This window comes from Phnomibacter sp. (assembly GCF_036803085.1).
GTDB lineage: Bacteria > Bacteroidota > Bacteroidia > Chitinophagales > Chitinophagaceae > Phnomibacter.
In genome coordinates this window covers 191,484-217,355 of the sequence record NZ_DAIRUZ010000006.1, presented here as the reverse complement: position 1 = coordinate 217,355, position 25,872 = coordinate 191,484, and the positions used below count along the sequence as shown (strand labels likewise).

The 25,872-nt window shown below is 47.2% G+C and carries 19 protein-coding genes; 9 read left to right on the top strand and 10 right to left on the bottom strand.

Annotated features, from left to right (window positions below):
* Window positions 1-11 precede the first annotated feature (11 nt).
* Complete coding sequence (locus V7Q13_RS13230) at window positions 12-4,826, bottom strand: PKD domain-containing protein (protein WP_333801150.1); 4,815 nt, start codon at window positions 4,824-4,826, stop codon at window positions 12-14.
* 203 nt (window positions 4,827-5,029) lie between these two features.
* Between V7Q13_RS13230 and V7Q13_RS13225 the strand changes: the two genes are divergently transcribed.
* From V7Q13_RS13225 to V7Q13_RS13200, 6 genes are all read left to right on the top strand, one after another.
* The gene (locus V7Q13_RS13225; RefSeq protein ID WP_333801149.1) at window positions 5,030-6,199 is read left to right on the top strand and encodes a Nif3-like dinuclear metal center hexameric protein; all 1,170 of its coding nucleotides are present in this window, start codon (window positions 5,030-5,032) and stop codon (window positions 6,197-6,199) included.
* Window positions 6,200-6,245: 46 nt separating this feature from the next.
* On the top strand, window positions 6,246-7,001 hold the full coding sequence (locus V7Q13_RS13220; protein WP_333801148.1) for a zinc ribbon domain-containing protein: 756 nt from the start codon (window positions 6,246-6,248) through the stop codon (window positions 6,999-7,001).
* Window positions 7,002-7,119: 118 nt separating this feature from the next.
* Window positions 7,120-8,562 (top strand): tetratricopeptide repeat protein, encoded by a 1,443-nt coding sequence (locus V7Q13_RS13215; RefSeq protein ID WP_333801147.1) that lies wholly within the window; start codon window positions 7,120-7,122, stop codon window positions 8,560-8,562.
* Window positions 8,563-8,689: 127 nt separating this feature from the next.
* Window positions 8,690-9,757 carry a glucosaminidase domain-containing protein gene (locus V7Q13_RS13210; protein WP_333801146.1) on the top strand — a complete coding sequence of 356 codons (1,068 nt, stop codon included), beginning with the start codon at window positions 8,690-8,692 and terminating at the stop codon, window positions 9,755-9,757.
* 77 nt (window positions 9,758-9,834) lie between these two features.
* Window positions 9,835-10,374 (top strand): hypoxanthine phosphoribosyltransferase, encoded by a 540-nt coding sequence (gene hpt / locus V7Q13_RS13205; protein ID WP_157477000.1) that lies wholly within the window; start codon window positions 9,835-9,837, stop codon window positions 10,372-10,374.
* A 60-nt stretch (window positions 10,375-10,434) separates the two neighbouring features.
* Window positions 10,435-12,240, top strand: a complete 1,806-nt coding sequence (locus tag V7Q13_RS13200) for a vWA domain-containing protein (RefSeq protein WP_333801145.1) — start codon at window positions 10,435-10,437, stop codon at window positions 12,238-12,240.
* A 43-nt stretch (window positions 12,241-12,283) separates the two neighbouring features.
* Here the strand turns inward: V7Q13_RS13200 and dnaJ are convergent, their stop codons facing one another.
* The 6 genes from dnaJ to V7Q13_RS13170 form a co-directional block, all read right to left on the bottom strand.
* On the bottom strand, window positions 12,284-13,465 hold the full coding sequence (gene dnaJ / locus V7Q13_RS13195) for a molecular chaperone DnaJ (RefSeq protein WP_333801144.1): 1,182 nt from the start codon (window positions 13,463-13,465) through the stop codon (window positions 12,284-12,286).
* A gap of 115 nt (window positions 13,466-13,580) precedes the next feature.
* A complete protein-coding gene (locus V7Q13_RS13190; RefSeq protein ID WP_333801143.1) occupies window positions 13,581-14,162 on the bottom strand; it encodes a nucleotide exchange factor GrpE in 582 nt (193 codons plus the stop codon).
* A 174-nt stretch (window positions 14,163-14,336) separates the two neighbouring features.
* Window positions 14,337-15,521 carry a T9SS type A sorting domain-containing protein gene (locus tag V7Q13_RS13185; protein ID WP_333801142.1) on the bottom strand — a complete coding sequence of 395 codons (1,185 nt, stop codon included), beginning with the start codon at window positions 15,519-15,521 and terminating at the stop codon, window positions 14,337-14,339.
* Window positions 15,522-15,604: 83 nt separating this feature from the next.
* Window positions 15,605-17,803: a B12-binding domain-containing radical SAM protein gene (locus V7Q13_RS13180; RefSeq protein WP_333801141.1), complete on the bottom strand. Its 2,199-nt coding sequence runs from the start codon at window positions 17,801-17,803 to the stop codon at window positions 15,605-15,607.
* Between the two features lie 318 nt (window positions 17,804-18,121).
* Window positions 18,122-20,578, bottom strand: coding sequence for a YfbK domain-containing protein (locus V7Q13_RS13175; RefSeq protein ID WP_333801140.1), 2,457 nt, complete (start codon window positions 20,576-20,578; stop codon window positions 18,122-18,124).
* A complete protein-coding gene (locus V7Q13_RS13170; protein WP_333801139.1) occupies window positions 20,541-21,095 on the bottom strand; it encodes an RNA polymerase sigma factor in 555 nt (184 codons plus the stop codon). Before V7Q13_RS13170 ends, V7Q13_RS13175 begins: the two co-directional genes overlap by 38 nt.
* A gap of 291 nt (window positions 21,096-21,386) precedes the next feature.
* Here V7Q13_RS13170 and V7Q13_RS13165 point away from each other — a divergent pair, with 291 nt between their 5' ends.
* The gene (locus V7Q13_RS13165) at window positions 21,387-21,794 is read left to right on the top strand and encodes a 6-pyruvoyl trahydropterin synthase family protein (protein ID WP_333801138.1); all 408 of its coding nucleotides are present in this window, start codon (window positions 21,387-21,389) and stop codon (window positions 21,792-21,794) included.
* Window positions 21,757-22,524, top strand: coding sequence for a GTP cyclohydrolase I FolE (folE, locus tag V7Q13_RS13160; protein WP_333801137.1), 768 nt, complete (start codon window positions 21,757-21,759; stop codon window positions 22,522-22,524). Before V7Q13_RS13165 ends, folE begins: the two co-directional genes overlap by 38 nt.
* Before the next feature lie 83 nt (window positions 22,525-22,607).
* On the opposite strand, the gene bshA is transcribed toward folE, so the two are convergent.
* The gene (gene bshA, locus V7Q13_RS13155; protein ID WP_333801136.1) at window positions 22,608-23,741 is read right to left on the bottom strand and encodes an N-acetyl-alpha-D-glucosaminyl L-malate synthase BshA; all 1,134 of its coding nucleotides are present in this window, start codon (window positions 23,739-23,741) and stop codon (window positions 22,608-22,610) included.
* A gap of 150 nt (window positions 23,742-23,891) precedes the next feature.
* Between bshA and V7Q13_RS13150 the strand changes: the two genes are divergently transcribed.
* Window positions 23,892-24,290, top strand: coding sequence for a hypothetical protein (locus tag V7Q13_RS13150; protein WP_333801135.1), 399 nt, complete (start codon window positions 23,892-23,894; stop codon window positions 24,288-24,290).
* Here V7Q13_RS13150 and V7Q13_RS13145 read toward each other — a convergent pair.
* Entirely contained in the window at window positions 24,279-24,971 is a 693-nt protein-coding gene (locus V7Q13_RS13145) for an SAM-dependent methyltransferase (RefSeq protein ID WP_333801134.1), read from the bottom strand. The genes V7Q13_RS13150 and V7Q13_RS13145 overlap by 12 nt on opposite strands.
* Window positions 24,972-25,046: 75 nt before the next feature.
* Window positions 25,047-25,808, bottom strand: coding sequence for an EI24 domain-containing protein (locus V7Q13_RS13140; RefSeq protein ID WP_333801133.1), 762 nt, complete (start codon window positions 25,806-25,808; stop codon window positions 25,047-25,049).
* Window positions 25,809-25,872 lie beyond the last annotated feature (64 nt).

Here is a 25,872-nt window from a genome sequence, read left to right as displayed (position 1 = left end):
ATGGCTGTTTGCTACTTCAATAGCGTTACGTTACCTTTTAATCCAAAAATTTCATTATTGCCACATTGCACTTCAACCAGATAAACATACACATCCGGAGTAAGGGCGACGCCTTTGTACGTGCCATTCCAACCGGTTGTCGGATCATTCAATGCAAAATTCTTTCGTTCATACATCACTTCTCCCCACCGGTTAAAAATGATCATACTCTTAATACCTATTACTCCCTCTCCACGAGGATAGAACACATCATTCTGTCCATCACCATTAGGCGAAAAAGTATTGGGTAAAAACACATTATCGCCAGTGCAATAGGGCTCTACAAAAATGGTATCCTTTGCCACACAGCCACCTGCATTGGTAGCAGTAGCAGTGTAGGTAATACGTCTGTTAACTGTTGCATTAGGCTCGGGACAAACAATGCAACTAAGGCCCTGTGCCGGCGACCAACTCCACCTGATGATATCGGGCGATGATTGTGTACGCAATGGTACGACTACTCCACCTGCAGTTCTAATGCTGGTTTCTACAATATTAAACTGCGGAATTGGATACACTACTACAGATACAAATGCAGAGTCGGTGAAACAGCCTAAAGAATCGGAACCGGTAACTCTATAGCGGGTAGTGCTTACAGGCCGGGCTACAGGATTAGCCACATTGGGGTTGCTTAACCCGGCTGATGGCGACCAGGAAAGTATATCATAACCCTGCGACCGTAACTGTACTGATTCACCCACACAAATGGTATCGCCTAAGCCAATACTTAAAATACCGGGAGCTTTTACCCTTACCAAAGCAGTATCGCTGGAAGTACACCCGTTTACATCGGTACCAGTAACACGGTAAATGCGATTCGATGGAGGATTAGCAAGTGGTGATGCGCAACTGGTACAACTTAACGTTGGGTCTGCATCCCACACATACGTAGCTGCGCCTGTGGCCAGTAATGCTTGTGGTGTGCCGCGGCAAATGTATAAGCCCGGCCCTGCTACCACCCTCGGCGTATCATTCACAATCAATGGTTGCAACACGGTATCAGTACATCCAAACCTGTTTACACCAATCAGTTGTACGTTATACGTACCAGGCAGTGTATAACTTACCAGCGAAGGGATGAGTTGATTGCTCACCTGCCCGTTGCCAAAACTCCATTGATAGCTCATTTGCGTTGTATCGGCATTGAGCCATACACCCGTAAACTGCACCTGCGCCGGCACACAAACGGCTGGTGGAGCATTGTAGGCCAGTTGTGGCGATGGAGAAATTATCACAGGTACATCCAACGTGTCGGAAGCATAACAATTATTGGCCGTCCACACTTCAAAAGTAACCTGATACACACCCGGCGTTCTGTAAGTATGAGTAGGATTTCGAAGCGAAGACTCAATGCCATCGCCAAAGCGCCAGCGGTACCGCACCACTATATCGTTGGTAATAGAAGAATCGGTAAACGATACAGTAGCTGAATCGCAAAAGGCGTTTTGCATAACCGATTGTATGAGTGCTCTTGCACCAAGCACATGTATGGTATCCGTTCCCTGAACAGGTACTTTACAGCCAAGGCCGTCTTCCAAAATAAGGCGTGGCACATAAGAACCCGGCGTAAGATAATTGTGGTTTGCCGTGTTGTTTCCTGTAAGGTCAGAAGTACCGTCGCTGTAATCCCATGTATAATATCGGGTGTTAATGGTTGTAGCCGAAAAAGAAACCCCCAGCGGCGGACATCCAATGAGCGGTCCATAGGTAAAAGTACCTTGTGGGCCACGAATTTCTACCTGACGGGTTACCGAATCCACACAACCGCCATTGCCCACCACTCGAAGCTTAACATTAAAAATACCGGGGCTTGTAAATGTATGTGCAGGACTTACCACAATGGAATTATTGCCATTGCCGAAGTCCCAAAAGTTTTGCCTGTTGTTGATAGAAGTATTGGAAAAAATCACCAACAAAGGCGGGCAGGTACTAAAAGAATCACTCATAGAAAAACTGGCCCTGGCATTGGCTACGGTTATGTACTGAGGTCTTGTTAATGTATCCACACAACCATAGCTATCTGCAATGGCCAGCGAAACAGTGTACACGCCTTCGGCTGCATAAGTTACCGAAGGATTGAGTATGGTGCTCTGTTGTCCATTGCCAAAATCCCAGTTATACGTTAGTACAGAACCATTTGAACCAATGGATTGATTAGTGAAACGAATTGGAGTGTTCAAACACACCAACGTATCGCTGGCAATAAACCGGGCGGTAGATTCATGCACTTCTACAGCGGCGGGGCGTGTAAGTGTATATCTGCAGCCCAAAGAATCGACCACTGTTAGCCGTACATTGTAAACACCCGCTGCATTGTACACCACTCCAAAGGGGGCCGACGTAAATACAGAGTCGTTACCAAATCCGAAGTTCCACTCCCAGCTTCTTACAGGATTAGTACTGGTAAACCTGGTAGAGTCTGTAAAATTGACAAGGCTACCAACGCATACATCTTGCCTGATTGGCCCAAAGTTGATGCGTGTACCTATGTCTGCAATAGTAAAGGTTTGCAAGGTTGTATCGCTGCAACCATTTCTATCTGTAATCACCAGTCGTACTACAAGGGTTGCAGTATCTGTCAATACCCGATCTAAAAAATTGACACCGGTGTTGATGGGAGACTCCGCATTAATCGTCCATTCATAGTTGGCAATATTAGCCGGATTGAGCTTAGGGCCCCGGGCATAAAACCGAAGTTCGTTACTCCGGCAGGTGCCCATTTTTTCCATTTCAATATTGGCCTCTTCATCATAAATATTTATCCCTATAGATGCTTCATGCTCACATAAAGAATCTGAAGCCACCAACCTTACGGTGTAAGCACCTGTATTGGTGTAGGTATAATTGGGACTATAGGTAGATGATGAATCGCCATTGCCGAAATACCATTTCCACTGTGTACCGCCAATGCTGGCATTAGTAAAAAAACGCTGAAACTGATTGGTACAACTAAATGAATCTGTAAACCTGGCAATCGGCGGACGTACGTAGATGTAGCGATTCACCGTCAATGTATCATGGCATTGATTATTACTCACAATCAACCGCACATTCATCCATCCTGTATCGTTATACTGATAGGTTGGATTTTGTGTGCCAGAAGAACCGCCATCGCCAAAAAACCATTGCCAGCGGGTAATAGCGCCAGTGCTTTGATCGGTAAAAGATACATCCGTAGAAGGGCATACATCCCTTGGCGTTGCAGTAAATGCAGCTACAGGCTTTTCACTTACCAGAACATTACCTGTGAGTGTGGCCGTACACCCGCCCAGTGTAGTTATTGTTAGCCGAACAGTAAACGAGCCTGCCACTCCAAAGGTTTTGGTCGGATTGCGAACTGCTGCAGTGGTACCATCTCCAAAATCCCATGCATAGCTTACAATAGAATCATTGGTTACAATAACGGGTACAAAGGTTTGCACATAGGGCACACAACCATCAAAAGGCAATCCGCTGATTGATGTAATTCTGGGCGCTTCCACTCTTACAGCTGCCGGAACATTCAGTGTGTCAATACAACCATTATCATGTCGCACAATCATGCGTACACTAAATGTGCCCAACGAATTGTAAGTAGCAGTTGCAGATTGCTGCGTACTGGTTTGGCCGTTTCCAAAAGTCCAGCCTATGACGGTGCTATTGGGTGTGGTATTTTGAAAATTAACCACATGAGGTACCCGGCACCCAATAGCAGGACTATAACTAAATGTTGGCGCTGGCTTATCAAGCACCGTAAAACTGCCTTGAGTTGAATCAACACAACCACCCTTCCACACAGCCATACTAAATGTGTACACACCGGGGGTATTAAAAATGCGACTCACATCTCTTTGCCGCACCACCACTCCATCGCTAAACCGCCATATGGTAGAATCAAAAGTGGCAAAGGGGGTTGACGTATTTTGAATTGCCACCGGGCGACCAATACAAAATGGCCCAGCACCTATGTTAAAGGCTGCCGTAGGGCTGCCCACAGTTACTGCTGCTCTTTGTATAATGGTATCAGAGCAACCTCCTGCATTGGTTACAATCAGTTCAACATCATATTCTCCGGCAGCATTATAGGTATGAATCGGGTTGGTGGCAGCGCTGCTGTTTCCATCACCAAAATTCCATTGCCACGAGGTGATGTTAGTACCAATACTGGTACTGGTGAATGCCACATTAACCGGCACCACGCAATTTCGGGCCACAGTTTTTGTAAACTGTGCCAACAGCGAGTCTCCCACCCGAACATAATTATCCAACGATAAAGTGCGGCTGCAACCTTCACTATTTTGCACAGTAAGTGTAATGGTAAAACTGCCGGGGGTGGTATATGAGTGTAATGGATTACGTTGATTACTGAGAGTGCCGTCGCCAAAATCCCATGTCCAGCTTTGTAATGTACCGCTGCCCGCTATGCTACTGTCGGTAAATTGAACACTCAATGGCAAGCAACCAAACCGGGGAACAGCCCCAAAATTTACAGTTGGGTTGGCATATACGTTAATGAAAGAAGTTTTAGTGATAGTTGCAGAATCGGTAGTGCCTCTGTATACGGTAAGGCTTACTGTATAAACCCCCGGCGTAAAATAAGTTGTGCTCGGGTTTTGAGCCGTGCTGATTACACCATTGCCCAAGTCCCAGCGCCAGCGATCGGGTGTACCAGTAGATTGATCAGTAAATATGACCCTGATAGGTGCGCAACCACTCAATTGATCGGCGGAAAATTGCGCCGTCAATTGTGCATTGCCCTGTAAGCAGGCAAACAGTAAACTCCATAAAAAAAGTAATCGGATATTCATGTATTTGCCTCGTCCTCCGGGTGCCTGTGCCCCTCCATTGTGTATTGTATGCCTCAGCCTCTGCCAAGATAGTTTTGGTTTTGTGCCTGCTATTGGGTGTTTATTCAGATGTACACATTTGTTTACCCGCCAGCCACTGCACCTTTTGCTCATAAGTTACAAATTGCCTGCCAAAAAAACTGCTCTCAAACTGCAATGCTTAAATGTGGACAACCAATTACAATCTGGCTAAGTTTGTACCCAATCATTACCCAATTGTAACCACCATGCTCATCAGCGATATTCTTTTTCAATTAGAACTACTGGCGCCGCTTGCCTGGCAAGAGTCTTACGACAATGCCGGTCTCATAACGGGAAAAAAGTCCTGGAATTGCACAGGTATCATTTGTAGCCTCGATGCTACCGAAGAAGTAATTGCAGAAGCCATCGAAAAAAACTGCAATCTGGTAGTAGCGCATCACCCTATCCTTTTTCGGGGGGTAAAAAAACTTTCCGGCGACAGCTACCCCGAAAGAGCCATTATTAAAGCCATCAAACACGATATTGCTATTTATGCCATTCATACCAACCTGGATAATTATCAGTTTGGTGTAAACTACTGGATGGCTGAAAAGCTAGGCCTCAAAACCAAAAGCCTGCAGGTGCTGCAACCCCGGCCCGGCACTTTGCAATACCTCATTACTTATGTACCCGCTGCACAATCAGCAATGCTGAGAGAAGCACTGTATGCTGCCGGAGCCGGCGCCATTGGCCAATATGCCGAATGCAGTTTCAATACCGAAGGCATGGGCAGTTTTCGTCCGTTGGAAAATGCCCAGCCCGCCATTGGTGCAGCCGGCGGGCCGCTGGAGTGGGTGGAGGAAACCCGCATAGAAGTAGCTGTTCCTGCTCATTTGGCGGGCAAAATAATGGCTGCGCTTCACCAGGCACACCCCTACGAAACCCCTGCTTACCAATTGATTTCATTACAAAATGAGCTACCACAAACCGGAGCAGGTATTATTGGAGAGCTATCTGGCAGTATTACCGAAACAGATTTTTTGCAGCGCATCAAAACGGCGTTTGGCTTACAAATCATCCGGCATACGCCGTTTATCAACCGGCCCATTCGCACCATAGCCATGTGTGGCGGAGCTGGCAGCTTTTTAACTGGTGCTGCCATAGCCGCCGGCGCTGATGCATTCATAACCGCCGATGTGAAATACCACGAGTTTTTCGATGCTGATGGCCGCCTTTTACTGGCCGATATTGGCCACTACGAAAGCGAACAGTACACAGTACAAGGGCTGGCCACATATTTGAAGGCCAAATTCCCTACCTTTGCCGTCCTTCATTCAGCCGTACAAACCAATCCGGTCCGTTACTTTGCCTGAGTTTGGTTTCAATTCGCTGATTTTCAATTAAAATTGATATTTATCCATGGCCACTGTTAAGGATTTTTCGGTTCAGGAAAAACTCGCATCGCTGGTAAGACTCCAAAAGATTGAATCTAAGCTCGACGAAATGAGCATCCTCAAGGGCGAACTTCCTATGGAAGTAGCCGATTTGGAAGATGAACTGCAGGGTTTGCATCACCGCCGTACCCGCATCGAAGAAGAAATTAATGGCATCAACGAATTTGTTGACCAGAAAAAAGCCAGCATTGTTGAATCTGAAGAGCTCATCAAAAAGTATGAAGCTCAGAGCAACAACGTAAAAAACAGCCGCGAATTCGAAGCCATCAATAAAGAAATTGAGATGCAGCAGCTGGAAGTAAAACTGGCTGAAAAGCACATCAAAGACGCTCAGGAAGAACTGCAGGAAAAAGCCCGCCGACTCGATAGCGCCAATAAAGCTATTCAAACCAAAGAGGGTACACTGGCTGCCAAAAAAGGCGAACTCGAAAAAATTATTGCAGATACTGAAAAAGAAGAGCTTCATTATCAAGGTCTTGCCAACGAAGCCCGTGGCAAGGTTGAAGAACGCCTGTTGGCTTCTTACGACCGCATCCGCTCTAACTACCGCAATGGCCTGGCCGTGGTACCCGTACTGCGTGATGCCTGCGGCGGTTGCTTTAATGCTGTGCCCCCGCAGCGCCAAAGCGAAATTCGCCAGCACAAAAAAATTATTGTGTGCGAAAACTGCGGCCGCATCCTCGTAGATCAGGAGACCAACGATAGCATCGAAATTAAATAAGCCTTTGGCCCAACTATATCAAAAGCGAAGTTCCACGTGGGCTTCGCTTTTTTGTTTTCTTTGCAGGGTGAGGATTTTTCTACAGGCCATTTATAGCTTCATTTTTTTACTGACCTTTTTGCCGGGGCAAGCCCAGCAAGATTTCCGGTTCAACGACCGGTGCTATCAAGCCTATCAGCACATCATTGCCCTTCGGTTGCAACCCGCCATTAAGTTGATTGCAGCCGAAAAAGCTGCCGACCCCAACAACCTCGCCACCGTGCTGCTCGATAATTACATCGACTTTTTCACCCTCTTTTTTAATGAAGAAAAAGCAGCCTACGACAGGGCTAAACCACTGCGCAGCCAGCGGTTGGAGCGATTAGCCACCGCACCCAAAACATCGCCACTCCGCCTTTTTTCCCAAGCCATTGTACACCTGCAATGGGCAGCCATCCATATTAAGTTCAACCAAAAATGGGCTGCCGGCTGGGACTTTAGAGATGCTTTTAAACTTGCCCACGATAACAAAGAAAAATTTCCGGGTTTTTCGCCCAACAACATGATAACTGGCCCCATGGAAATGGTGGCATCCACCATACCCAAAAGTATGCGCTGGCTAAGCAGTGTTATGGGCCTTAGCGGAACCATGCAACAAGGGCAGCTTCAGCTCCATCAGTTTTTGCAAGCCAATGATTACTGGGGCAAACTCTTTCGGCAAGAAGGTATTTTTTACCACTGCTACCTGCAAAACTACCTGCTCAACCAGCCCGAAGAAGCTATGGCTTTTATTGAGCAACAGCAGCTCGACCTGGTGAACAATCACTTGTTTGCTTACATGGCGGCCAACCTGCACCTCACCAATAAACGCAGCCGCACTACCCAGGTTATTATTCAGCAACGTAAGCAATCGGCCGACTACCTCATCACTCCCGTTTGGGATTTTGAAATGGCTTACGCAAAACTGTTTCATCTGGAAGCAGACGCCCATGTGTACTTCCTTCGTTTTTTGCAGCATTTCAAAGGCAGTTTTTATGTAAAAGATGCCTGGCTGAAGTTGGGTTACCACTACTTTTTACAAGGCAATATGCCACAATACCGGTTTTGTATGCAGCAGGTGATAGCCAAAGGAAATACGCTGGCTGATGCTGATAAAAGAGCCATGAAAGAAGCCAAGGCACAGGTATTGCCCAACCCCATGCTGCTGAAAGCCAGGCTGTTATCGGACGGGGGCTACAGCCAGGAAGCTTACCAGCTTCTGGAAGGCAAAAGTGCCAACGACTTTGCCGATGTGGCCGAAAGGTTGGAATTTGCCTATCGGCTCGGCCGCATTTACGACGATCTCGGTTACGACGACCGTGCCCTGAAAGCCTACGATTATACCATCGCTCAGGGCAGCCTACGGACTGAGTATTATGCTGCCCGGTCAGCATTGCAGGCCGGCATGATTTGCGAAAAAACCGGGCAGTTTGGTAAAGCCCGGGCATATTTTCAAAAAGCCATGGACATGCAAAACCACGATTATGAAGAATCGATAGAACAGCGGGCCAAGGCAGGTTTGGAACGATGCAAGGGCAAATAAACATCCGCCGCTTTCCACGGTATTCGGCTTGTCGTGTATAAAAGCTGCACCTCTCATCCCTCTTCATGAGGTAGTTTGCCCTCGTTTGTAGAATTGGCACTTATTTTGCCGCCAGAAAAGCATGAGTATGAGGAAATTGAAAAAAGGAATTGTAACACTATTTTTTACACTCACCATTTGTGGGGCCGTGGCACAAGATGCGGCCTATCAACAATACATTGACACCTACGCCCCTCTTGCCATAGCCGAACAACAACGCACCGGCGTACCGGCGTCCATCAAGCTGGCACAGGGCCTGCTGGAAAGCGGTGCCGGCAAAGGCGATTTGGTAAGCCGCAGCAACAATCATTTCGGTATTAAATGCAAAGCCACCTGGACAGGCGATAAAGTGTACCACGATGATGATGCCCGTGGCGAATGCTTCCGGGCTTATGCCTCTGCTGAAGAATCGTACCGCGACCACTCCAACTTTCTGAAAGCCAATGGTCGTTATGCGGCCCTGTTTACCCTCGACGTAAATGATTACAAAGGCTGGGCCGAAGGTTTGAAAAAAGCGGGCTATGCTACCAACCCGAGGTATGTGGCACAGCTCATAAAAGTGATTGAAGAAAACAACCTGCAGAGCATTACTGCATTGGCTTTGCAAAATAATATACCTGCGCCTGTAACACCCGCAGTAGCAATACCCGCCAGCGAAGAAAAAGTAGAGCCCAAACCGGCAGTGGTGGAGCAAGTAGTAGTGCCAGTGGTAGCCAAGCCTGCTGCACCTGAGGTAAACAACGAACCTGCCCCTTCAAAACCAACAGCTGCTGTAGCCCCCAGTACAGCTTATCCGTCCGGCTATTTTTACATTAATGAAACCAAGGTAATGTGGGCCGAGGCTGGCACCAGCCTGCTGGCCATTGCTGCCAGCAACAATTTGGCATTGGCAGATTTGCTCCAGTTCAACGACATGGCCCGCACCGATATTTTGCCGCAGGCACAACTGCTGTTTGTTGAGCGAAAAAAGAAAAAATCCGACAAGCCATTTGTGACCAGCAACACAGGCCAAACCTTGTGGCACATCAGCCAAACAGAGGGCATCCGGCTGGCACAACTGCAAGAGTGGAACAAGCTTAACGCCAACGAACCATTGGCTGCCGGCACCAAAGTATTGCTGCAGCCAGCGACTAACAGCACTGTACGTAGCAAATAAGTGTACTGCTTTGCCCGCAGTTCTTTTTGCTGATGGCGGGTGGGGTCGTACTTTCGCCGCTTTAAAACTCAGCCGTTATGTCTGCCAGCGTTCAGGTTCTCGATAAATCGTTTGTACCCTTTTTGGATGCCGAAACCATTGATGCAAGTATTGCTACGCTGGCGGCACAAATCAAAGCAGACTATGGCGACAAAACGCCGTTGTTTATTGCCATCCTGAACGGCTCTTTCATGTTTTCTTCCGACCTGTTTAAGAAGCTCGACTTTCCGGCTGAAATCTGTTTTATCAAACTGGCTTCTTACAAGGGCACCAAGAGCAGCGGCCATGTGATTACGGCTATCGGTTTGGATACAGTGATTAAAAACCGGCACGTTATTATCCTCGAAGACATTGTAGATACCGGCAAAACTCTGTCGGCATTTCTGCCCGAAATAGAACACCAGCAGCCCGCCAGCTTGTCTATTTGTACCCTGCTGCACAAGCCCGAGGCCCAGGTGCATCCCCTCGACCTGAAATACATCGGCATCACCATCCCCAACAAATTTGTGGTAGGCTATGGCCTTGATTATGATGGTTTTGGCCGCAATTTGCCTGAAATTTATCAGCTGAAAGACTAATAAAACCACGGCCGCTACGTTGTAGGTACTGAAGAAATGCCGTGGTACCGCTGTGCCATCATGCTACACTACCTGCAACATATCGGTAAATGCGCTTTGCTGTGCCTGCTCCTCTGCCCCGCCGTGAGCCATGCACAGTCATTCTATTTTACAGGTGGTTTCAAAGACAGCACCGGCACCCTCATACCTTTTGTCAACATCAAACTGCGCAGCAATCAATTGCTGTATCAGGCCGGCAGTGGTGGCGAGTTTGGCATTTCTGCATTTGTAGCTACAGATACCGCCACCTGCTACGCAGAAGGTTTTGACACTACGCAAATAGTATTGATGCACGGCAAATACCAGCAGGTTGTGCTTCGATACAACGCTACCATGCTGCAAAAAGCTAAACTGGAAAGCAGACTATCGAGCCTGAGCATGGCGCCACAGCAAAAACAACATGCTCCGGAAATAGCCACGGGCAATGGCGAATCGTACAACGAAATTGTGCCCAATCATTTCACCAATACAAATGCGTTTCCATCCGTTGGTTTTGTGCCCAACAACAACCATGCATCGTATAGCAATATCCGGCGGTTCATCACCCACAGCACACAGGTACCGCCCAATGCCGTACGTATCGAAGAACTCTGGAATTACTTTAATCTTCAATTGCCACAGGCACAACCCGGCGACAGCAGCATGGGCATGGCATCGGCATTATCCGTTTGCCCATGGAATGCCAGCCATTTGTTGTTGATGCTGAATGTGGTAGCGCCAAAAATTCCCGTAGAAAATTTGCCCCCGGCCAACATGGTTTTTCTTATTGATAACAGTGGCTCCATGGAAGAAAACAACCGCCTGCCATTGTTGAAGAATGGTTTTAAAAAACTGGTGGAGCATTTGCGGCCGCAAGACAGGGTTGCTATTGTCACTTACGGCGGTTCGCCGGGCATTATGTTGCCACCCGTTTCGGGGAAGTATAAAGACAGCATACGTGCAGCTATTGATGCACTCATTGCGGGTGGCGCCACAGCAGGTTCCAATGGCATTCAACTGGCGTATGAACTTGCTACGACCAATGCACTGGATAGCGGGGTAAACAAAGTGATACTGGCTACCGATGGCGATTTCAACATGGGCATTACAGAAGATGAAGCACTGGAAAGACTCATCAAAGCATACAGACATACCGGAGTCACACTCAGTTGTTTGGGTGTAGGCATGGGCAACTATAAAGACAGTAAAATTGAAGTGTTGGCCAAAATGGGCAATGGCAATTTTGCCTACCTCGATACCGAAGAAGAAGCGCAAAAAGTGATGGTGCAAGAGCTGACGGAGAACCTCTACCATGTAGCCGCCGACGCCAGCATTCATGTGTATTTCGACAGCAGCGTGGTGCAGCAATACAAGCTCGTTGGCTACGACAACAGGCGGCAGGCTTTGGCCAACAACACACTATTATTGAATGGCGCCAACATTGGCTCTGGCCAAACCATAGTGGCCATGCTGGAAATTGTACCCAAGGGCAATGCCAGTATTCAAACGCCGCTGCAAGGCTCTTGGGAATTGCAATACAAATGCCTGCTGCGGGATAGTGTGCAGATTGCCCACAACATTCCATTTACTGCAGCCCCAATGGCTTTGCCGTTGGCAGATGCCACGTTTAAAAAAGCAACAACCCTGGCCTGGTACGGTCAGTTGCTCCGCCAGGCTACGCCACAACAGCCCGTATCTTTTACAGATGTGATGACGCTGGCTGCACAATGCTTTGCCGCCGAGAACAAATCGGATGCAGGCTTTTTACAATTGCTGCAGAAAACACAACAGGTGTACAATCCAGCACCCATTCAACAGCGCTGGCGCAAAAAGCGGAAAACAAAATAGCCACCCTTTTTGGATGGCTATTGATTACTGAAATACAGTTCCGTTATTCAAACATTTCCTTCACTTTCTGGAAGAAGGATTTGCTGTTTTTATCTGGTGCAGGTTGAAAGTTTTGACTGCCATTCATTTTTTCCAACATGGCTTTTTCTTCGCTGCTTACATGCTGTGGCGTCCACACATTTACATGAATGAGCTGGTCGCCTTTTTCGTAGCTCTGCAAGCTGGGGAAACCTTTGCCTTTGAGGCGGAAAATTTTACCACTCTGCGTACCGGCTGGTATTTTGATTTTGGCCTTACCATCAATGGTCGGCACCTGTACTTCGGTGCCAAACACCGCATCGGGGAAAGAAACATATAACTCGTAAGCCACGTTCAATCCATCGCGGTGCAGTTCTGCATGGGGTTCTTCTTCAATCAGCACCCGCAGATCACCAGCATAGCCACCCCGTTCGCCGGCGTTGCCTTTGCCTTCTACCCGCAGCTCTATGCCCTCATGCACACCAGCAGGTATGTTCACAGTTACCGTCTCCTCGCCAAACACCCGACCATCGCCTTTGCAGCTGCCGCACTTGGCGGTGATGCTGGTGCCTTCACCATTACAAGTAGGGCAAGTGGTTACGGTTTGCATTTGACCGAGGAAGGTGTTTTGCACCCGGCGCACCTGGCCGCTACCGCCGCAGGTACCGCAGGTTTGCACACTGCTTTTGTCTTCGGCCCCGCTGCCACCGCAGGTTTGGCAACCCACGTATTTTTTCACCTTGATGGTTTTGCTGGCGCCTTTGGCAATCTCTTCAAAGTTGAGTTTGATTTTTACCCGCAGGTCGCTGCCTCGGGTACCACGGGCACGGCTCTGGCCGCCACGACCGCCACGGCCACCACCGCCGCCGCCAAAGAAGCTGCCAAAAATATCATCACCAAAAATGTCGCCGAACTGGCTGAAAATATCATCCATGTTCATGCCGCCTGGATGACCACCGCCACCGGGACCACGGCCAGGACCAAATGCTGCATGACCAAAACGGTCATACTGTGCCCGTTTATCAGCGTCGCTCAACACTTCGTAGGCTTCTGCTGCTTCTTTAAATTTTTCTTCTGCCGCTTTATCGCCGGGGTTACGGTCGGGGTGAAACTGCATGGCCACTTTGCGATAAGCTTTTTTAATCTCATCGGCCGAAGCGGTTTTGCTAACGCCCAGTATTTCGTAAAAATCTCTTTTCGAACTCATAAACTTAATTTGCCAATGTGCCAATTAGCGAATGTGCTAATGGAGCTTGGTGATATAAAACAGGCTGATGATAAATGAGTGCATTGACACATTTTCCCATTTGCCCATTTACACATTATTTACCGACCACCACTTTTGCAAAGCGAATGATTTTTTCGCCGAGGTAATAGCCTTTCTGTATCTCATCTATCACTTTGCCCTGCATGTCTTCAGTTGGAGCCGGTATTTCGGTAATGGCTTCGTGCAAATCGGGGTTGAACTCCTCGCCTACGCTGCTCATGGGTTTGAGGCCTTTTTGCTCCAGGGTACTGCGCAGCTTGGCAAATACCAGCTGAACACCTTCTTTCACCACGGCTACATCTTGTGCCGCTTCCATGGTTTTTTCGGCCCGTTCGCAATCGTCGAGCACATCGAGCAGGGAGCCAATTACTTCGCGGCCTGCGGTTTGGATCAGCTCAATGCGTTCTTTAGCCGTACGGCGTTTGTAGTTGTCGAACTCGGCAAACAGGCGCAGGTATTTGTCTTTTTGTTCTGCCAGTTCTGCCTGCAGTTTTTCCATTTCATTTTCGGTAGCCACGGCTTCATTCAGGTTGTTGGTACCTGCTACATTTTCATCAGTATTCATGCTTTCGCCTGCTACTGATTCTGCGTTATTGTCAGTCATTTCTTCGTTTTTATGCAATTCTTGCTGTTCCATAGCTAAAAATTGAGTGCAAATGTAGAAGCGACAAGAATGCTGCCAACGGCCTTTTTGTGTAAAAATGGCAGTGCCACTACACTTTAATGGTTCAGTAAAATTGAAACAGGCATTGCTATGAAAAGCCAACAGCCCGCAATGTGCAGGCTGTTGGCTTTTTTATCATTAAAAAAATTACTGCTTCACAAACCGAATTTGTTGCAACAGGTTTGATTCGTCAGACAAAACGATCGTATACATACCCGCTGGCAAAGTGGCTGTTTGCAAAGCAACGCTTTGGCTACCAGCTACGAGGTTTACCCGCTGCGACTGCAATACCTGTCCGCCAGCAGACACCACACGGATAAGGGCGTTGCCTTTTTGATTACTGCTCAGTTGCGGCAATGCATTGCCGGATACAACATTGGGCACCAGGCTCATACTAAATCCTTGTGCCGAACCGGTAGCCATCAGTATGGCTACGCTGCTGTAGGTAACTCTGCCCGCATCGCTGGTAAGTTTTAAGCGATAAAAAAGCTTGCCGGCACCTGCTGATGCATCTGCAAAGGTGAAAGGCTCGTTGCAACGGGCTGCGGTAGCTTTTTCTGAATATACTTTCGAAAAGTTTTTACCATCGGCACTGCGCTGCAGCTCAAATGTGGCATAAGCACCTGTGCAGCTAACCTTCCAGTTAAGCTCTGCAGACTGACCTTGCCTGCGGGCACCAAATTGCTTAAGCGTTACATTTAATGGTACCAGCGGAAAATCGTTACTGGCAGAGAAAGTGATGGGATTAAAACCGAAGTTTCCGCCACTTTCCGAGCCATCACCAATGTTTTGCACCAATGCTTCGTTGCTACGATAAGCCGAGTTTGATACATAAGTAGCTACAAATTTGAATGTAATAGCACCAGTAATTCCTAACTCAGATTTGGGGATAGTTCTGCTGCTGGTGTTGCTGTTGGAGCTCACAAACGTAAGAGAACCACTACCACCGGGAGTGAGCTTAAACAACGCCGAGCCAAAAGTTCCCCATGCCAAACCGTAATCGGCAGTAAAGCCGGCAGGGAAGGTTACTTCAGAAGTGTTGCTCCCACTGTTGCCAGATACTGAAGCACGGCCACCGTCTGCATCATCGTTGATGGTTGTGGTATTGGCAAGCCCGCCAGCTTCTGAATCAAAATAAATGACCAGATTGTCGTTGGCGCCAAATGCCGCACCAGTTGTAAGTGAGAATATAATATCATTCCCCGATTCGGTTACAACGAGTGAACCGTTACCGATGGTTCCGCCAAAGCCGGTTTTTGTATTGCCACTATAAGTGGATTGACCATAGGCCTGACCGACCAGCAATACTGCTGCGAGTAAAAGTTTTTTCATAAGCAAGACATGTAAAATATACACAATATTAAGGACAATTCAGATTCAAATCATTCAGAATCTGAGAAAAAAATACCCACTTGTTAAACCAGTAAAAGTCCGGCTTTGTTCATGCCCAACATGGGTTTGTTGTCCCAAAATAATTCAAAATGCTCCAAGCCAGCCGCGGCATAATCAGCCTTCACTTCTTGCAGTGTCCATTGCTTTGGTTGGTCAATGTGTATTTTTTGGAGTAGCTCATGCAGCCATTTACCCTGCGTATCGGCCACGCTGATGCTGATGGTTTTGCTACGGCTTTCGAACTTTAAAGATGCCATGCTCCAGCTGCTACCCTTTTTGCTTTTTACAAAATATTCTATACCTGGCAGTGGTCCCAAAAAAATGAGTTTAGCATTGGGTGAATGGCTGCTGAATTCGGGCTCCAACAGTATCTGCCGTATGTAATCTGGTGGCACAGCAGTTTTGGGCACTTTATGTTCAAACCACTTGTACAACGGCACATCAAAACCTACACCGTGCATGTAGTTATGCAGCGATTTTTTTAACCCATCGCTAAACAGTTCATGTTCGGCACCGGTGGGGTCTTCGTGCACCACATCATTATCGGCAAAAGATGGCACCTCAGGAATAACCGCCTTCACCCCAAATTTTTCGGGGGCCAAACCAACGGGGCTATGGGCGGTCATAGCAAACTGATGCCAGAAGCCCGATTGCAGCACACCAGCTTCAAACAACTGTCGTACCATTTCGAGTGAGTCAATGGTTTCCTGTGCCGTTTGTGTTGGAAAACCGTACATGAGGTAGGCATGCACCATAATACCAGCTTCGGTAAAATGCTTGTTTACCCGGGCCACCTGTGCCACCGTTATGCCTTTGTTGATAAGCTGCAACAGACGGTCGCTGGCTACCTCGAGGCCACCACTTACAGCAATGCAGCCAGCTGCTTTCAGCAAATAGCAAAGGTCTTGCGTAAAACTTTTTTCGAAACGAACATTCGTCCACCACGCAACATTTAGTTTGCGCCGGATAATTTCGATACTCAATGCTTTCATGAGAGATGGCGGTGCTGCTTCATCTACAAAATGAAACCCATTGAAACCGGTTTGTGCAATGAGTTGTTCCATGCGGTCGACAATCTGCGCTGCGGCCACAGGTTCGTACAGCCTGATGTAATCGAGGCTTACATCGCAAAAGGTACATTTACCCCAATAGCAGCCATGTGCCATGGTGAGTTTATTCCAACGGCCATCGCTCCACAGGCTGTGCATGGGGTTGGCTATTTCAATGGCGTTAATGTATTCCGACAAGAGCAAATCGCTGTAATCCGGCGTACCCACTTCACTCATTTTATAATCGCTGCAGGTAGTGGTATTTATGTACAGCAACTCATTATTGTTTATCAAAAAACAACGCTTCAATTCATCTTTGGTACAATCACCATCTATGTATTTCAGCAGTTGCTCTAAAGGCCTTTCGCCATCATCTAAAGTGATGAAATGATAAAACTCAAAAACCCGCTTATCGGTTAGGCTGCGCAATTCTGTATTAGCAAAGCCTCCACCCATGGCCACTTTTATGTGCGGATATTGCTGTCGTAAATATTGCGCAATGCGCAATGAACTAAACAAGTTACCGGGAAATGGAACAGATAGCGTAACCAGCTTTGGCTGCGCTGCTTGTACATGAATGTCTAATTGCTCAATCGTTAGTTCGTCTATAAAACTGAGTGGCTGTTGCAATGTTGCATACAATTCATCAAAGCTGTTGGCACTGCGGCCTAGCCTTTCTGCATACCTGCTAAAGCCGAAATGTTCATCGATATTTTCTTTAATAAAATCGCCGAGGTCTTCGAGGTACATGGTAGCCACATGTTTGGCCTGATCCTGAAAACCCATGCTGCCAAATGAAAAATGTAAATCATCGAGCTGTGCAAAGCGACTTGCTTCGGGTAGGTAGCCCCGTTTAGCAATGAGTTGTGCCAGGGTAGGCTTTTTACCTTGCAGCAATGCCACCACATCGTTGATGGTGTGTATGTACAAATCTTGTAATGAAAAAATTCGCCGGCTGTTGTCGCTGAAAGATTCCTGCTTGTGGGCTGCCATGTCGAAAATGCGGCGGAGACCAGTGGCACAGAACATACGCAGGGTTACTTCGATACCTAAATCGGCCTGGCGACTACTGATGCCTTTGGTGTTGAAAAAACCTTTTAGGTAGGCAGTAGCTGGATAGGGCGTATTGAGCTGAGTAAACGGCGGCGTAAGCAGCAAAACATCTGTTGGCAACGGAAAAATTTTGGGCAAAAATAAGGTGGATTGCAGCTGCAGTGGGTTTCTGTTTCAGCAACTGCTTAAATGGATATTGCTGGTAACTACACCTACAAGTGATGTGTGCAAAAAGCAGGAATGCTGACAACTGTACTACTGCTGATGATAGCCCCGATGGTAGCGGTAGCTGCACCGCCTTAGCGGGGCACTATAAGCGAACAGCGGGAAACCGAAGCCCGGATATGTACAACTGCTGATGCTTCAGATTATTTTCTCTTAAATACATTTATGCAATTTTTCACCTGACAGCATCTGCGAAGCTGTCAGGTGAAAAAATCATCTTGCCCAGGTTTCTACGAGGCGAACGAATTCGCTGCGGTAGCCATCGATATCGGTATCTTTTGCATAGCGGGCAAGGTGAATAAGATCTTCTAATTTGAATTCGCCTATCAATTCGGAGTGGCGCAATACCAACCCAAACCACGCTACTGCTGCTGCAAACCGAAAATCATTACTGCTCTTGTCCAACTGCTGCGATTGTGCATCAATTACCTGCAAGCCTTCAGTACTCTTGCTTTCTTGTGGCAGCTTGTAGCGAAACTTGATGGTGGCCAACTCTTGCTGATACCGTGTATTATTCTTATCACGGTTGTTGTATTTAAGTATTGGTTCATTTTGTAAAAATTTACTGTCGGCGCCGGTGGGAATAATTTCATACAAAGCTGTTACCACGTGGCCGCTGCCCAACTCACCGGCATCAATGGTATCGTTGGCAAAGTCTTCTGCTTTCAACATGCGGGTTTCGTAGCCCAACAACCGGTAGCGCTGTACATGCTGCGGATTGAATTCAATTTGAATTTTTACATCCTTCGCCACTGCATGCACCGTGCCTGCAAACTCTTTTCCCAACACCCGGTTGGCTTCCTGCAAATTGTCGATGTAAGCATAGTTGCCATTTCCTTTTTCGGCGAGAGATTCCATGACATCATCGCGGTAGTTGCCATCGCCAAAACCAAGGCAGGTAAGGTATACACCGGTTTGGCGCTTTTGTGCAATGAGCTTTTGCAAATCGCCGGTGCTGCTGATGCCTACATTAAAATCGCCATCGGTAGCCAGCACTATGCGGTTGTTTCCTTTCTTGATAAAATTGTCAACCGCAATTTTATAAGCCAGGTCGATGCCTTCGCCGCCGGCTGTGCTGCCACCTGCAGCCAATTTATCAATGGCTTGAATAATGCTGTCTTTGTATTGTGCACTGGTGCTGGGCAATACCACACCCGCAGCACCGGCATACACCACAATAGCTACCCGATCTACTGCCCGCAGTTTCTTTATCAACACTTTCATGGATTGCTTGAGCAAGGGCAACTTGTTGGGCTCATTCATGGAGCCCGATACATCAATTAAAAACACCAGATTAGAAGCCGGCAAATCATCTTGTGGCAGCTCTTTTGCTTTGAGAGCAACCCGCAGCAATGTATGTCCGTTATTCCATGGCGCCTGGCTGTACTCGGTGTACATGGCAAAAGGCATATTGCCCGTAGGTGCAGCATAATTATACTTGAAGTAGTTCACCATTTCTTCAATCTTAACGGCACTGGGTGGTACCTGCTCACCATTGTTGATGAAGCGCCGCACATTGCTGTACGAAGCATTGTCAACATCAATACTAAATGTACTAAGCGGCTCTAGTGCAGGATTGGTAAACGGATTTTCTACAAACGGATTGTACGACTCTGCTTCTATAGGATATGGTTCAATTTGTAATCTTCCATTTTCGGCGGAAACGCCTATCTGCTGCAGGTTTAGCTTGAGTTTATCTACCTGAGCATCTTCTTTTTTGCTGCGCTTTTTGGTATTGATGACAACCACACCCTGCGCAGCACGACTACCATAAATAGCGGATGCTTTGCCGTCTTTCAACACATCAATGGATTCTATTTCTGCAGGATTGATTTTTTTGATATAATTATCTGACACGGGCACTCCATTGAGTACATAGAGCGGTTGGTCGTTTGCATTGAGGCTGGCAGCACCACGGATGCGTACTTGTGTAGCAGCACCGGTTATGCTGAAGTTGGATGATGGCTTTGGCGGTACGGCCTGATTGCTTCGTACATCCAACCCCGCTACCCTGCCCTGCAAGGCTTGTGTAAGTTCTCTGCGTTGTTGTTGCTCTTGTTTGGACTGTGCTACAGCCATACTTTTTTTCTTTGCCGAAACAGAACCTGTTACCACAACTTCATCCAAGCCACTGGTAAGTGTTTCAGCTGGTTTGGCAATGGCTACAGTTTGTACTGTATCCTGCACAGTTGTAGGAGCAGCAGGTGGTAATACAGTAGCCACTTCCTGCAATTGATTGCCCGTATTGGTAGACGTGGTATTGGAGGCTGCAATTTCTTTTTGTGGCGAGGCTTCTTCGTTCTCTCTTACTGATGCAGGTGCTGGTGTGTTGCTAATGCTGGCAATGGATGCCGCAGTGTCTTGTGGAACGGTAGGAGCTACTGGCTCCACTTTCACCACATCAACTGAAGGAGCAATGGTTGGTGCTGTTGCATTATATCGCCAAATGCCCAGCATGAGTATCACGATGGCGGCGGCAGCAATGCTCAGTATCCGCTTCCACTGAAATATAACGGCCTTGGGTTGCTGCTGTTCATCCAGCCGCTGTTCTACCCGCTGCCACACGGCGTCAAAGCCATCAAAACGTTGCTCTTCGGTATGGCGGGCCGCATCTTTAAACGATTCGAAAAATTTATCTTGATTGCTCATGGCGCTGAAAAGATTGGTCATAAAATGTTTGTACCATCTCCTGCAATTTTTTGCGGGAGAAACTCAACTGCGATTTCGACGTGCCTTCGGAAATGCTGAGCAGTTCAGCAATTTCGCGGTGGGTGTAGCCTTCTATCACATAGAGGTTAAACACTGCTTTGCAACCATCGGGCAACTGGTGTACCATTGCCATTAAATCGGCGCTGGCCATGGGAATGGGCGTGTTGTCGTCGGGCATATGTGCCACGGCATCCTCATCCATGTGAACCGCAAAGCTGGTTTTCTTTTTCAGGTAAGCCAGGCATTCATGCACGGCTATGCGTTTGGCCCAGCCCTCAAAAGCCTGCACTTCTTTGAGCTGCCCAATTTTGGTGAGGATAATAAAACAGGTTTCGGCCAGTACATCTTCTACTTCGTGTGGGTGCCGTAGGTACCGCCTGCAGGTGTGGTACAGTTTGGGCGCCACTTGCTCGTACAACATGCGCTGGGCCGGTCGCTTCATTTGCTGACAGTCACGTATCAGTTGTTCGTTGATCACTACGCGGTGCTTTATTATCCAAGAGGGAATGTAGGCGCAAAAGGTTGGAAAGGGCGTGATTTTTTATGCATCGGTAACGGCCTGCATGACAGGCCAATGAAAAAGATGCCCATCCTTAACAAAACCATTTTCGCTTTCTTTCAACCTTTTTTTCGCAGTATTGTAGTATTAGCCGGTAACATGCTGCACTATCTGTTGATGGCTTTGCCAGTGCTTAACACACTTTTAAGCCAGCAAAACCAATGGTTTTCTACTTCAGGGAAACAGTGTTGATACCGAAAAAAAATTTCTATGAGAGTATCTGTGTTCAGAAAAGAACACTTCAATGCTGCGCATCGCCTGCACAATCCGGCGCTGTCGGCAGAGGAGAATGCCGCCATTTTTGGTAAATGCAATTACCCCAACTACCATGGGCATAATTATGAATTAATTGTGCAGGTAACGGGAGAGATTGACCCCAAAACCGGCTATGTGATTGACATGAAAGTACTGAGCGACCTGATCAAGCGGGAAGTACATCAGCGTTTCGACCACAAAAACCTGAACCTCGACACGGATGCTTTTGTAAACCTCATTCCTACGGCCGAAAACATAGTAGTAGTTATTTACCAATTGCTACGGCCACATATAGATCCATCGCATGACCTTAAAATCAGATTGTATGAAACAGAACGGAACTTTGTGGAATACCCCGGCTAAGCAAGTGTTGGAAGAAACAGGTTTTGAAACACATGAAACCTTAGCCAACATGAAAGAAGTAGATGGCATTGGCCAACTCACCATTGACGAAATAGGCGATGAACACATTGCCACCAGTTACGATACACCGATGCGTCCTGATGCATTCGACCTGAGCGACGACAGCAAAATGGATATTATCGAAGGCCATTTTCGTGAAATCATGCTTACACTCGGCCTCGACCTTACCGACGATAGCCTGAAGGGTACACCCCGCCGCGTAGCCAAAATGTATGTGCAGGAAATCTTCAACGGCCTTGACCCCAAGAACATGCCGAAGATTGCCCTGTTCGACAACAAGTATCAGTACAACGAAATGCTGGTAGAAAAAAACATTAGTTTTTACAGCAACTGTGAGCACCACTTTGTACCCATCATTGGCAAGGCGCATGTAGCCTACATTTCCAATGGTAAAGTCATTGGCCTCAGCAAAATCAACCGCATTGTACAGCACTTTGCCAAGCGGCCACAAGTGCAGGAGCGCCTTACTGTGCAAATTGCCAATCACCTCAAGCAAGTGTTGGAAACAGAAGACATCGCCGTGATTATTGACGCAGCCCACATGTGTGTAAGCAGCCGTGGTATCAAAGACCAAACCAGCACTACGGTTACCAGCCACTTTAGTGGCGCCTTCCGCAGCGAAGCCAAAAAGAATGAGCTACTGCATTATATTGGCAAAATGGCCGGCTAATCAATAGCAGACTTTCCTTCATAAATAGAAAAGCGTAGGCAACAACCTACGCTTTTCTATTTATGTACTTTTTCCAAAAGAAATTATTGTACTTGTGCCAATACCGATTCGTACAATGCTTCGTATTTAGGTACTATTTGCTGTATGTCGAACTTGCAGGCATGCTCGTAGGCTTGCTTTTTAAAGCGGGCCAAGGTGTCGTCATCTTTGAGCATGCTGATGGCGTATTCAGCCATTTCATCAATGTGGCCAACTGGTGCCATGTATCCGGTTACACCATGTACATTTATTTCGGGAATACCGCCGGCATTGCTGCTTAACACAGGTACGCTGGCAGCCATGGCTTCCAATGCACTCAGGCCAAAACTTTCGTATTCGCTGGTCAGCAAAAACAAATCACTAATCACCATCACATCTTCCATTTGCTCCTGCTTGCCCACAAAGCGAACATGGTCACAAATATTCAATTCGCGGCTCAGCTCTTCGGCCATGTGGCGTTCAGGACCATCACCCACCATCATGAGTTTGCTGGGCACCTGTTTCAATACTTTGGCAAAAATGCGGATCACATCATCTACCCTTTTCAGCTTTCTGAAGTTGGAGGCATGTATGAGAATACGTTCGCCATTCGGCGCCACTGCTTTGCGGAAAGCATCAATCGGCTTTTTAGAAAACCGGCTAACGTCTACGAAGTTGTGAATGACTTCAATCTCTTTTTTTACATGAAAAGACTTGTAGGTTTCTTCTTTCAGGTTCTCTGATACGGCCGTAATAGCATCACTTTCATTGATGCTGAAAGTAACCACCGGTTCGTAAGTTTTGTCTTTACCTACCAGCGTAATATCTGTACCATGCAGGGTGGTAATAACCGGCAAACGAATGCCATCATTCTTCTCCAAAATTTGCCGGGCTATGTAGGCACTCAATGCATGCGGAATGGCATAGTGCACATGCAGCAAATCGAGTTTTTGATTGAGCACCACATCTACAATGGTGCTGGCCAGCGCCGACTCGTATGGTGGATATTCAAACAGCGGATAAGTGGTAATACGAACCTCGTGGTAAAAAATATTGGCATTGAATGCACTTAACCGAACGGGTTGGCGATAGGTGATAAAATGCACCTGATGTCCCTGGTTGGCCAGTGCCATACCCAGTTCTGTAGCAAGCACGCCACTACCGCCAAATGTGGGGTAGAGCACTATTCCAATTCTCATACTGAACGTCGGTTGTTTTTTTGAACCTGTGAAGTAACGATAAAATACTTGGAAGGTTCGCTAATTATTGATGAAGCAATCTTGAACAATCCCACGACTAAAATTTTAGACGCTGCCGGGTGTTCCTTACATTCGTACAAACCGTTTTCCATGCGCAAATTTGTTGGCATTACCACACTTATCATTCTTGTTGCCGCCGGCCTGTTGTTTTGGTGGCGTTTTTATTTCCCTTTTGGCGAAAAAGGCGTGAAAGCTGGCGAACTCAACTTTGTGGTGTACAAAGGCTATGTGTTTAAAACCTGGGAAGGCAGGCTCATTCAGGCCGGTTACAAATCGCAGGTACCGGGTAGTGTGCAGAGCAACGAGTTTGAATTCAGCGTAACCAACGAAGCCATTGCCGAAAAACTGCGCCTGAGCAGTGGCAAACAGGTTGAGCTTAGCTATACTGAATATTTGGGTGCCATACCCTGGCGCGGAAACAGCAAATACATTGTGGATAGTATCATTTCCATTAAGGAAATTGCACCGCCACAAAAATCACCCTATTAAAAAAATAACGGGTCTTTTGTGCAGTGAAGGAATGGTAGTTACTCTCCATTCCTTTATTGTTTTTGTAACAACCCATTCACTGTGTGCCGTCATATCTGCTGCTATACATAAGCGGGTATTGGGCTGCAGGTGTTGCAGCATGTCCTTCAACATCGGCTCATTGCGGTATGGCGTTTCAATAAACAAATGACAGCCCTGCGTTTTTTGTGCTTCGGCTTCCAGTTGCTGTAATTTCTTTTTCCGCTCTGCGGCATCTATGGGCAAATAGCCATGAAAAGAAAAATGCTGTCCGTTGAGCCCGCTAGCCATAAGTGCAAGCAAAATAGAAGACGGCCCAACCAAGGGTTTCACGGTTGCCTGCAACTGCTGCGCTTTGGCTACCAATAGTTGGCCGGGGTCGGCTACACCCGGGCAGCCACCCTCGCTGATGATGCCAATGTTGGCGCCATTTTTTACTTCTTGTGCAAAGGCATTCAGCACATCTTCTTCTGCTTTGCCAATGGCATACCAGCGGTAATCATCAATCACCATTTCCCGCCACATGCTTTTGAGATAGCGCCTTGCCGTCCGTTCATTTTCTACAAAAAAAACACTGCACTGCTTCACTGCATCCAGCACATACGGCGGAATGGTTTCATTCACACCTTCGTAGAGATAACAGGGAATAAGATAAACGGACATAGTGAAGATTTCTGATGTATGATGTTTGATGTCGGATTTCATCCGTGGTCGGTCGTCAGTGGTCTGTGGTCAGCCTTATAAATTTTCTTCCCGATGATACAAACTTATAGTAGCAGCTACCACCGCATAAGCTGGTGCCAGCACCCAACCTATAATGGGCACAATGTGCATGAGATAAAACACCATACCATTGCCAATGGCCAATCCTTTGTGCTGACTGATAAATTCAATGCTTTGGCCGGCACTCATTTTGTGACGCTCCGCACTATAATCGAGCATGCTGAAACCGTAGTAATAGCATTCAATAAACAAGCCCAGCAATGGCGCTGCCCAACCAACCAATGGCACTAGTGAAAGTAGCATCACTGCAATGATGTACACCGTTTGCCAAAGAGTATTGCGCAATGCCAGTTTGATACCCCGCACCATGTCTTTCAATAATTGCGCTACGCTAAAAGGAAAATCGCGGCCTTCGAGAATGGCTTCTGTTTTTTCGCTGAGATAGGCAAATACGGGAGAACCAATGATGAGCCATAAAAACTTGAACAACGAAAAATAAAACTGCAGCATGATGAGCGTTAGCACAAACTCTGCAAACGACACGAGGAAGCTGAGCCAACCACTGTTCATACGATCGAGCCAACTGCGCAAACCCGTGATGGTGTTGAGATAATCCACGGCATCGCTGGCGGTGTTCCAAAAGAAATACATGCTTACGGCAAACAACAGCATGTATAAAATACCCGGTATTAAAATCCAACGCCACAGTTTGTGGGTGGCAATGAACCGGTGTGCCTTGCCGTAGGCTTCAATGGATATGATGATTTCTTTGAGCAAAATATATGTATCCTATTTTTTCGTCACGCTTTTCCAAACAATATTACAGCCCACACAGGATATT

Coding starts and splice junctions, on each gene's coding strand:
- V7Q13_RS13150 (WP_333801135.1), top strand. CDS start 23,892: ATGCGCAAATTTGTTGGCATTACCACACTTATCATTCTTGTTGCCGCC.
- V7Q13_RS13145 (WP_333801134.1), bottom strand. CDS start 24,971: ATGTCCGTTTATCTTATTCCCTGTTATCTCTACGAAGGTGTGAATGAA.
- V7Q13_RS13230 (WP_333801150.1), bottom strand. CDS start 4,826: ATGAATATCCGATTACTTTTTTTATGGAGTTTACTGTTTGCCTGCTTA.
- V7Q13_RS13165 (WP_333801138.1), top strand. CDS start 21,387: ATGAGAGTATCTGTGTTCAGAAAAGAACACTTCAATGCTGCGCATCGC.
- V7Q13_RS13210 (WP_333801146.1), top strand. CDS start 8,690: ATGAGGAAATTGAAAAAAGGAATTGTAACACTATTTTTTACACTCACC.
- V7Q13_RS13220 (WP_333801148.1), top strand. CDS start 6,246: ATGGCCACTGTTAAGGATTTTTCGGTTCAGGAAAAACTCGCATCGCTG.
- dnaJ (WP_333801144.1), bottom strand. CDS start 13,465: ATGAGTTCGAAAAGAGATTTTTACGAAATACTGGGCGTTAGCAAAACC.
- V7Q13_RS13200 (WP_333801145.1), top strand. CDS start 10,435: ATGCTACACTACCTGCAACATATCGGTAAATGCGCTTTGCTGTGCCTG.
- V7Q13_RS13225 (WP_333801149.1), top strand. CDS start 5,030: ATGTGGACAACCAATTACAATCTGGCTAAGTTTGTACCCAATCATTAC.
- V7Q13_RS13175 (WP_333801140.1), bottom strand. CDS start 20,578: ATGACCAATCTTTTCAGCGCCATGAGCAATCAAGATAAATTTTTCGAA.
- hpt (WP_157477000.1), top strand. CDS start 9,835: ATGTCTGCCAGCGTTCAGGTTCTCGATAAATCGTTTGTACCCTTTTTG.
- bshA (WP_333801136.1), bottom strand. CDS start 23,741: ATGAGAATTGGAATAGTGCTCTACCCCACATTTGGCGGTAGTGGCGTG.
- folE (WP_333801137.1), top strand. CDS start 21,757: ATGAAACAGAACGGAACTTTGTGGAATACCCCGGCTAAGCAAGTGTTG.
- V7Q13_RS13185 (WP_333801142.1), bottom strand. CDS start 15,521: ATGAAAAAACTTTTACTCGCAGCAGTATTGCTGGTCGGTCAGGCCTAT.
- V7Q13_RS13190 (WP_333801143.1), bottom strand. CDS start 14,162: ATGGAACAGCAAGAATTGCATAAAAACGAAGAAATGACTGACAATAAC.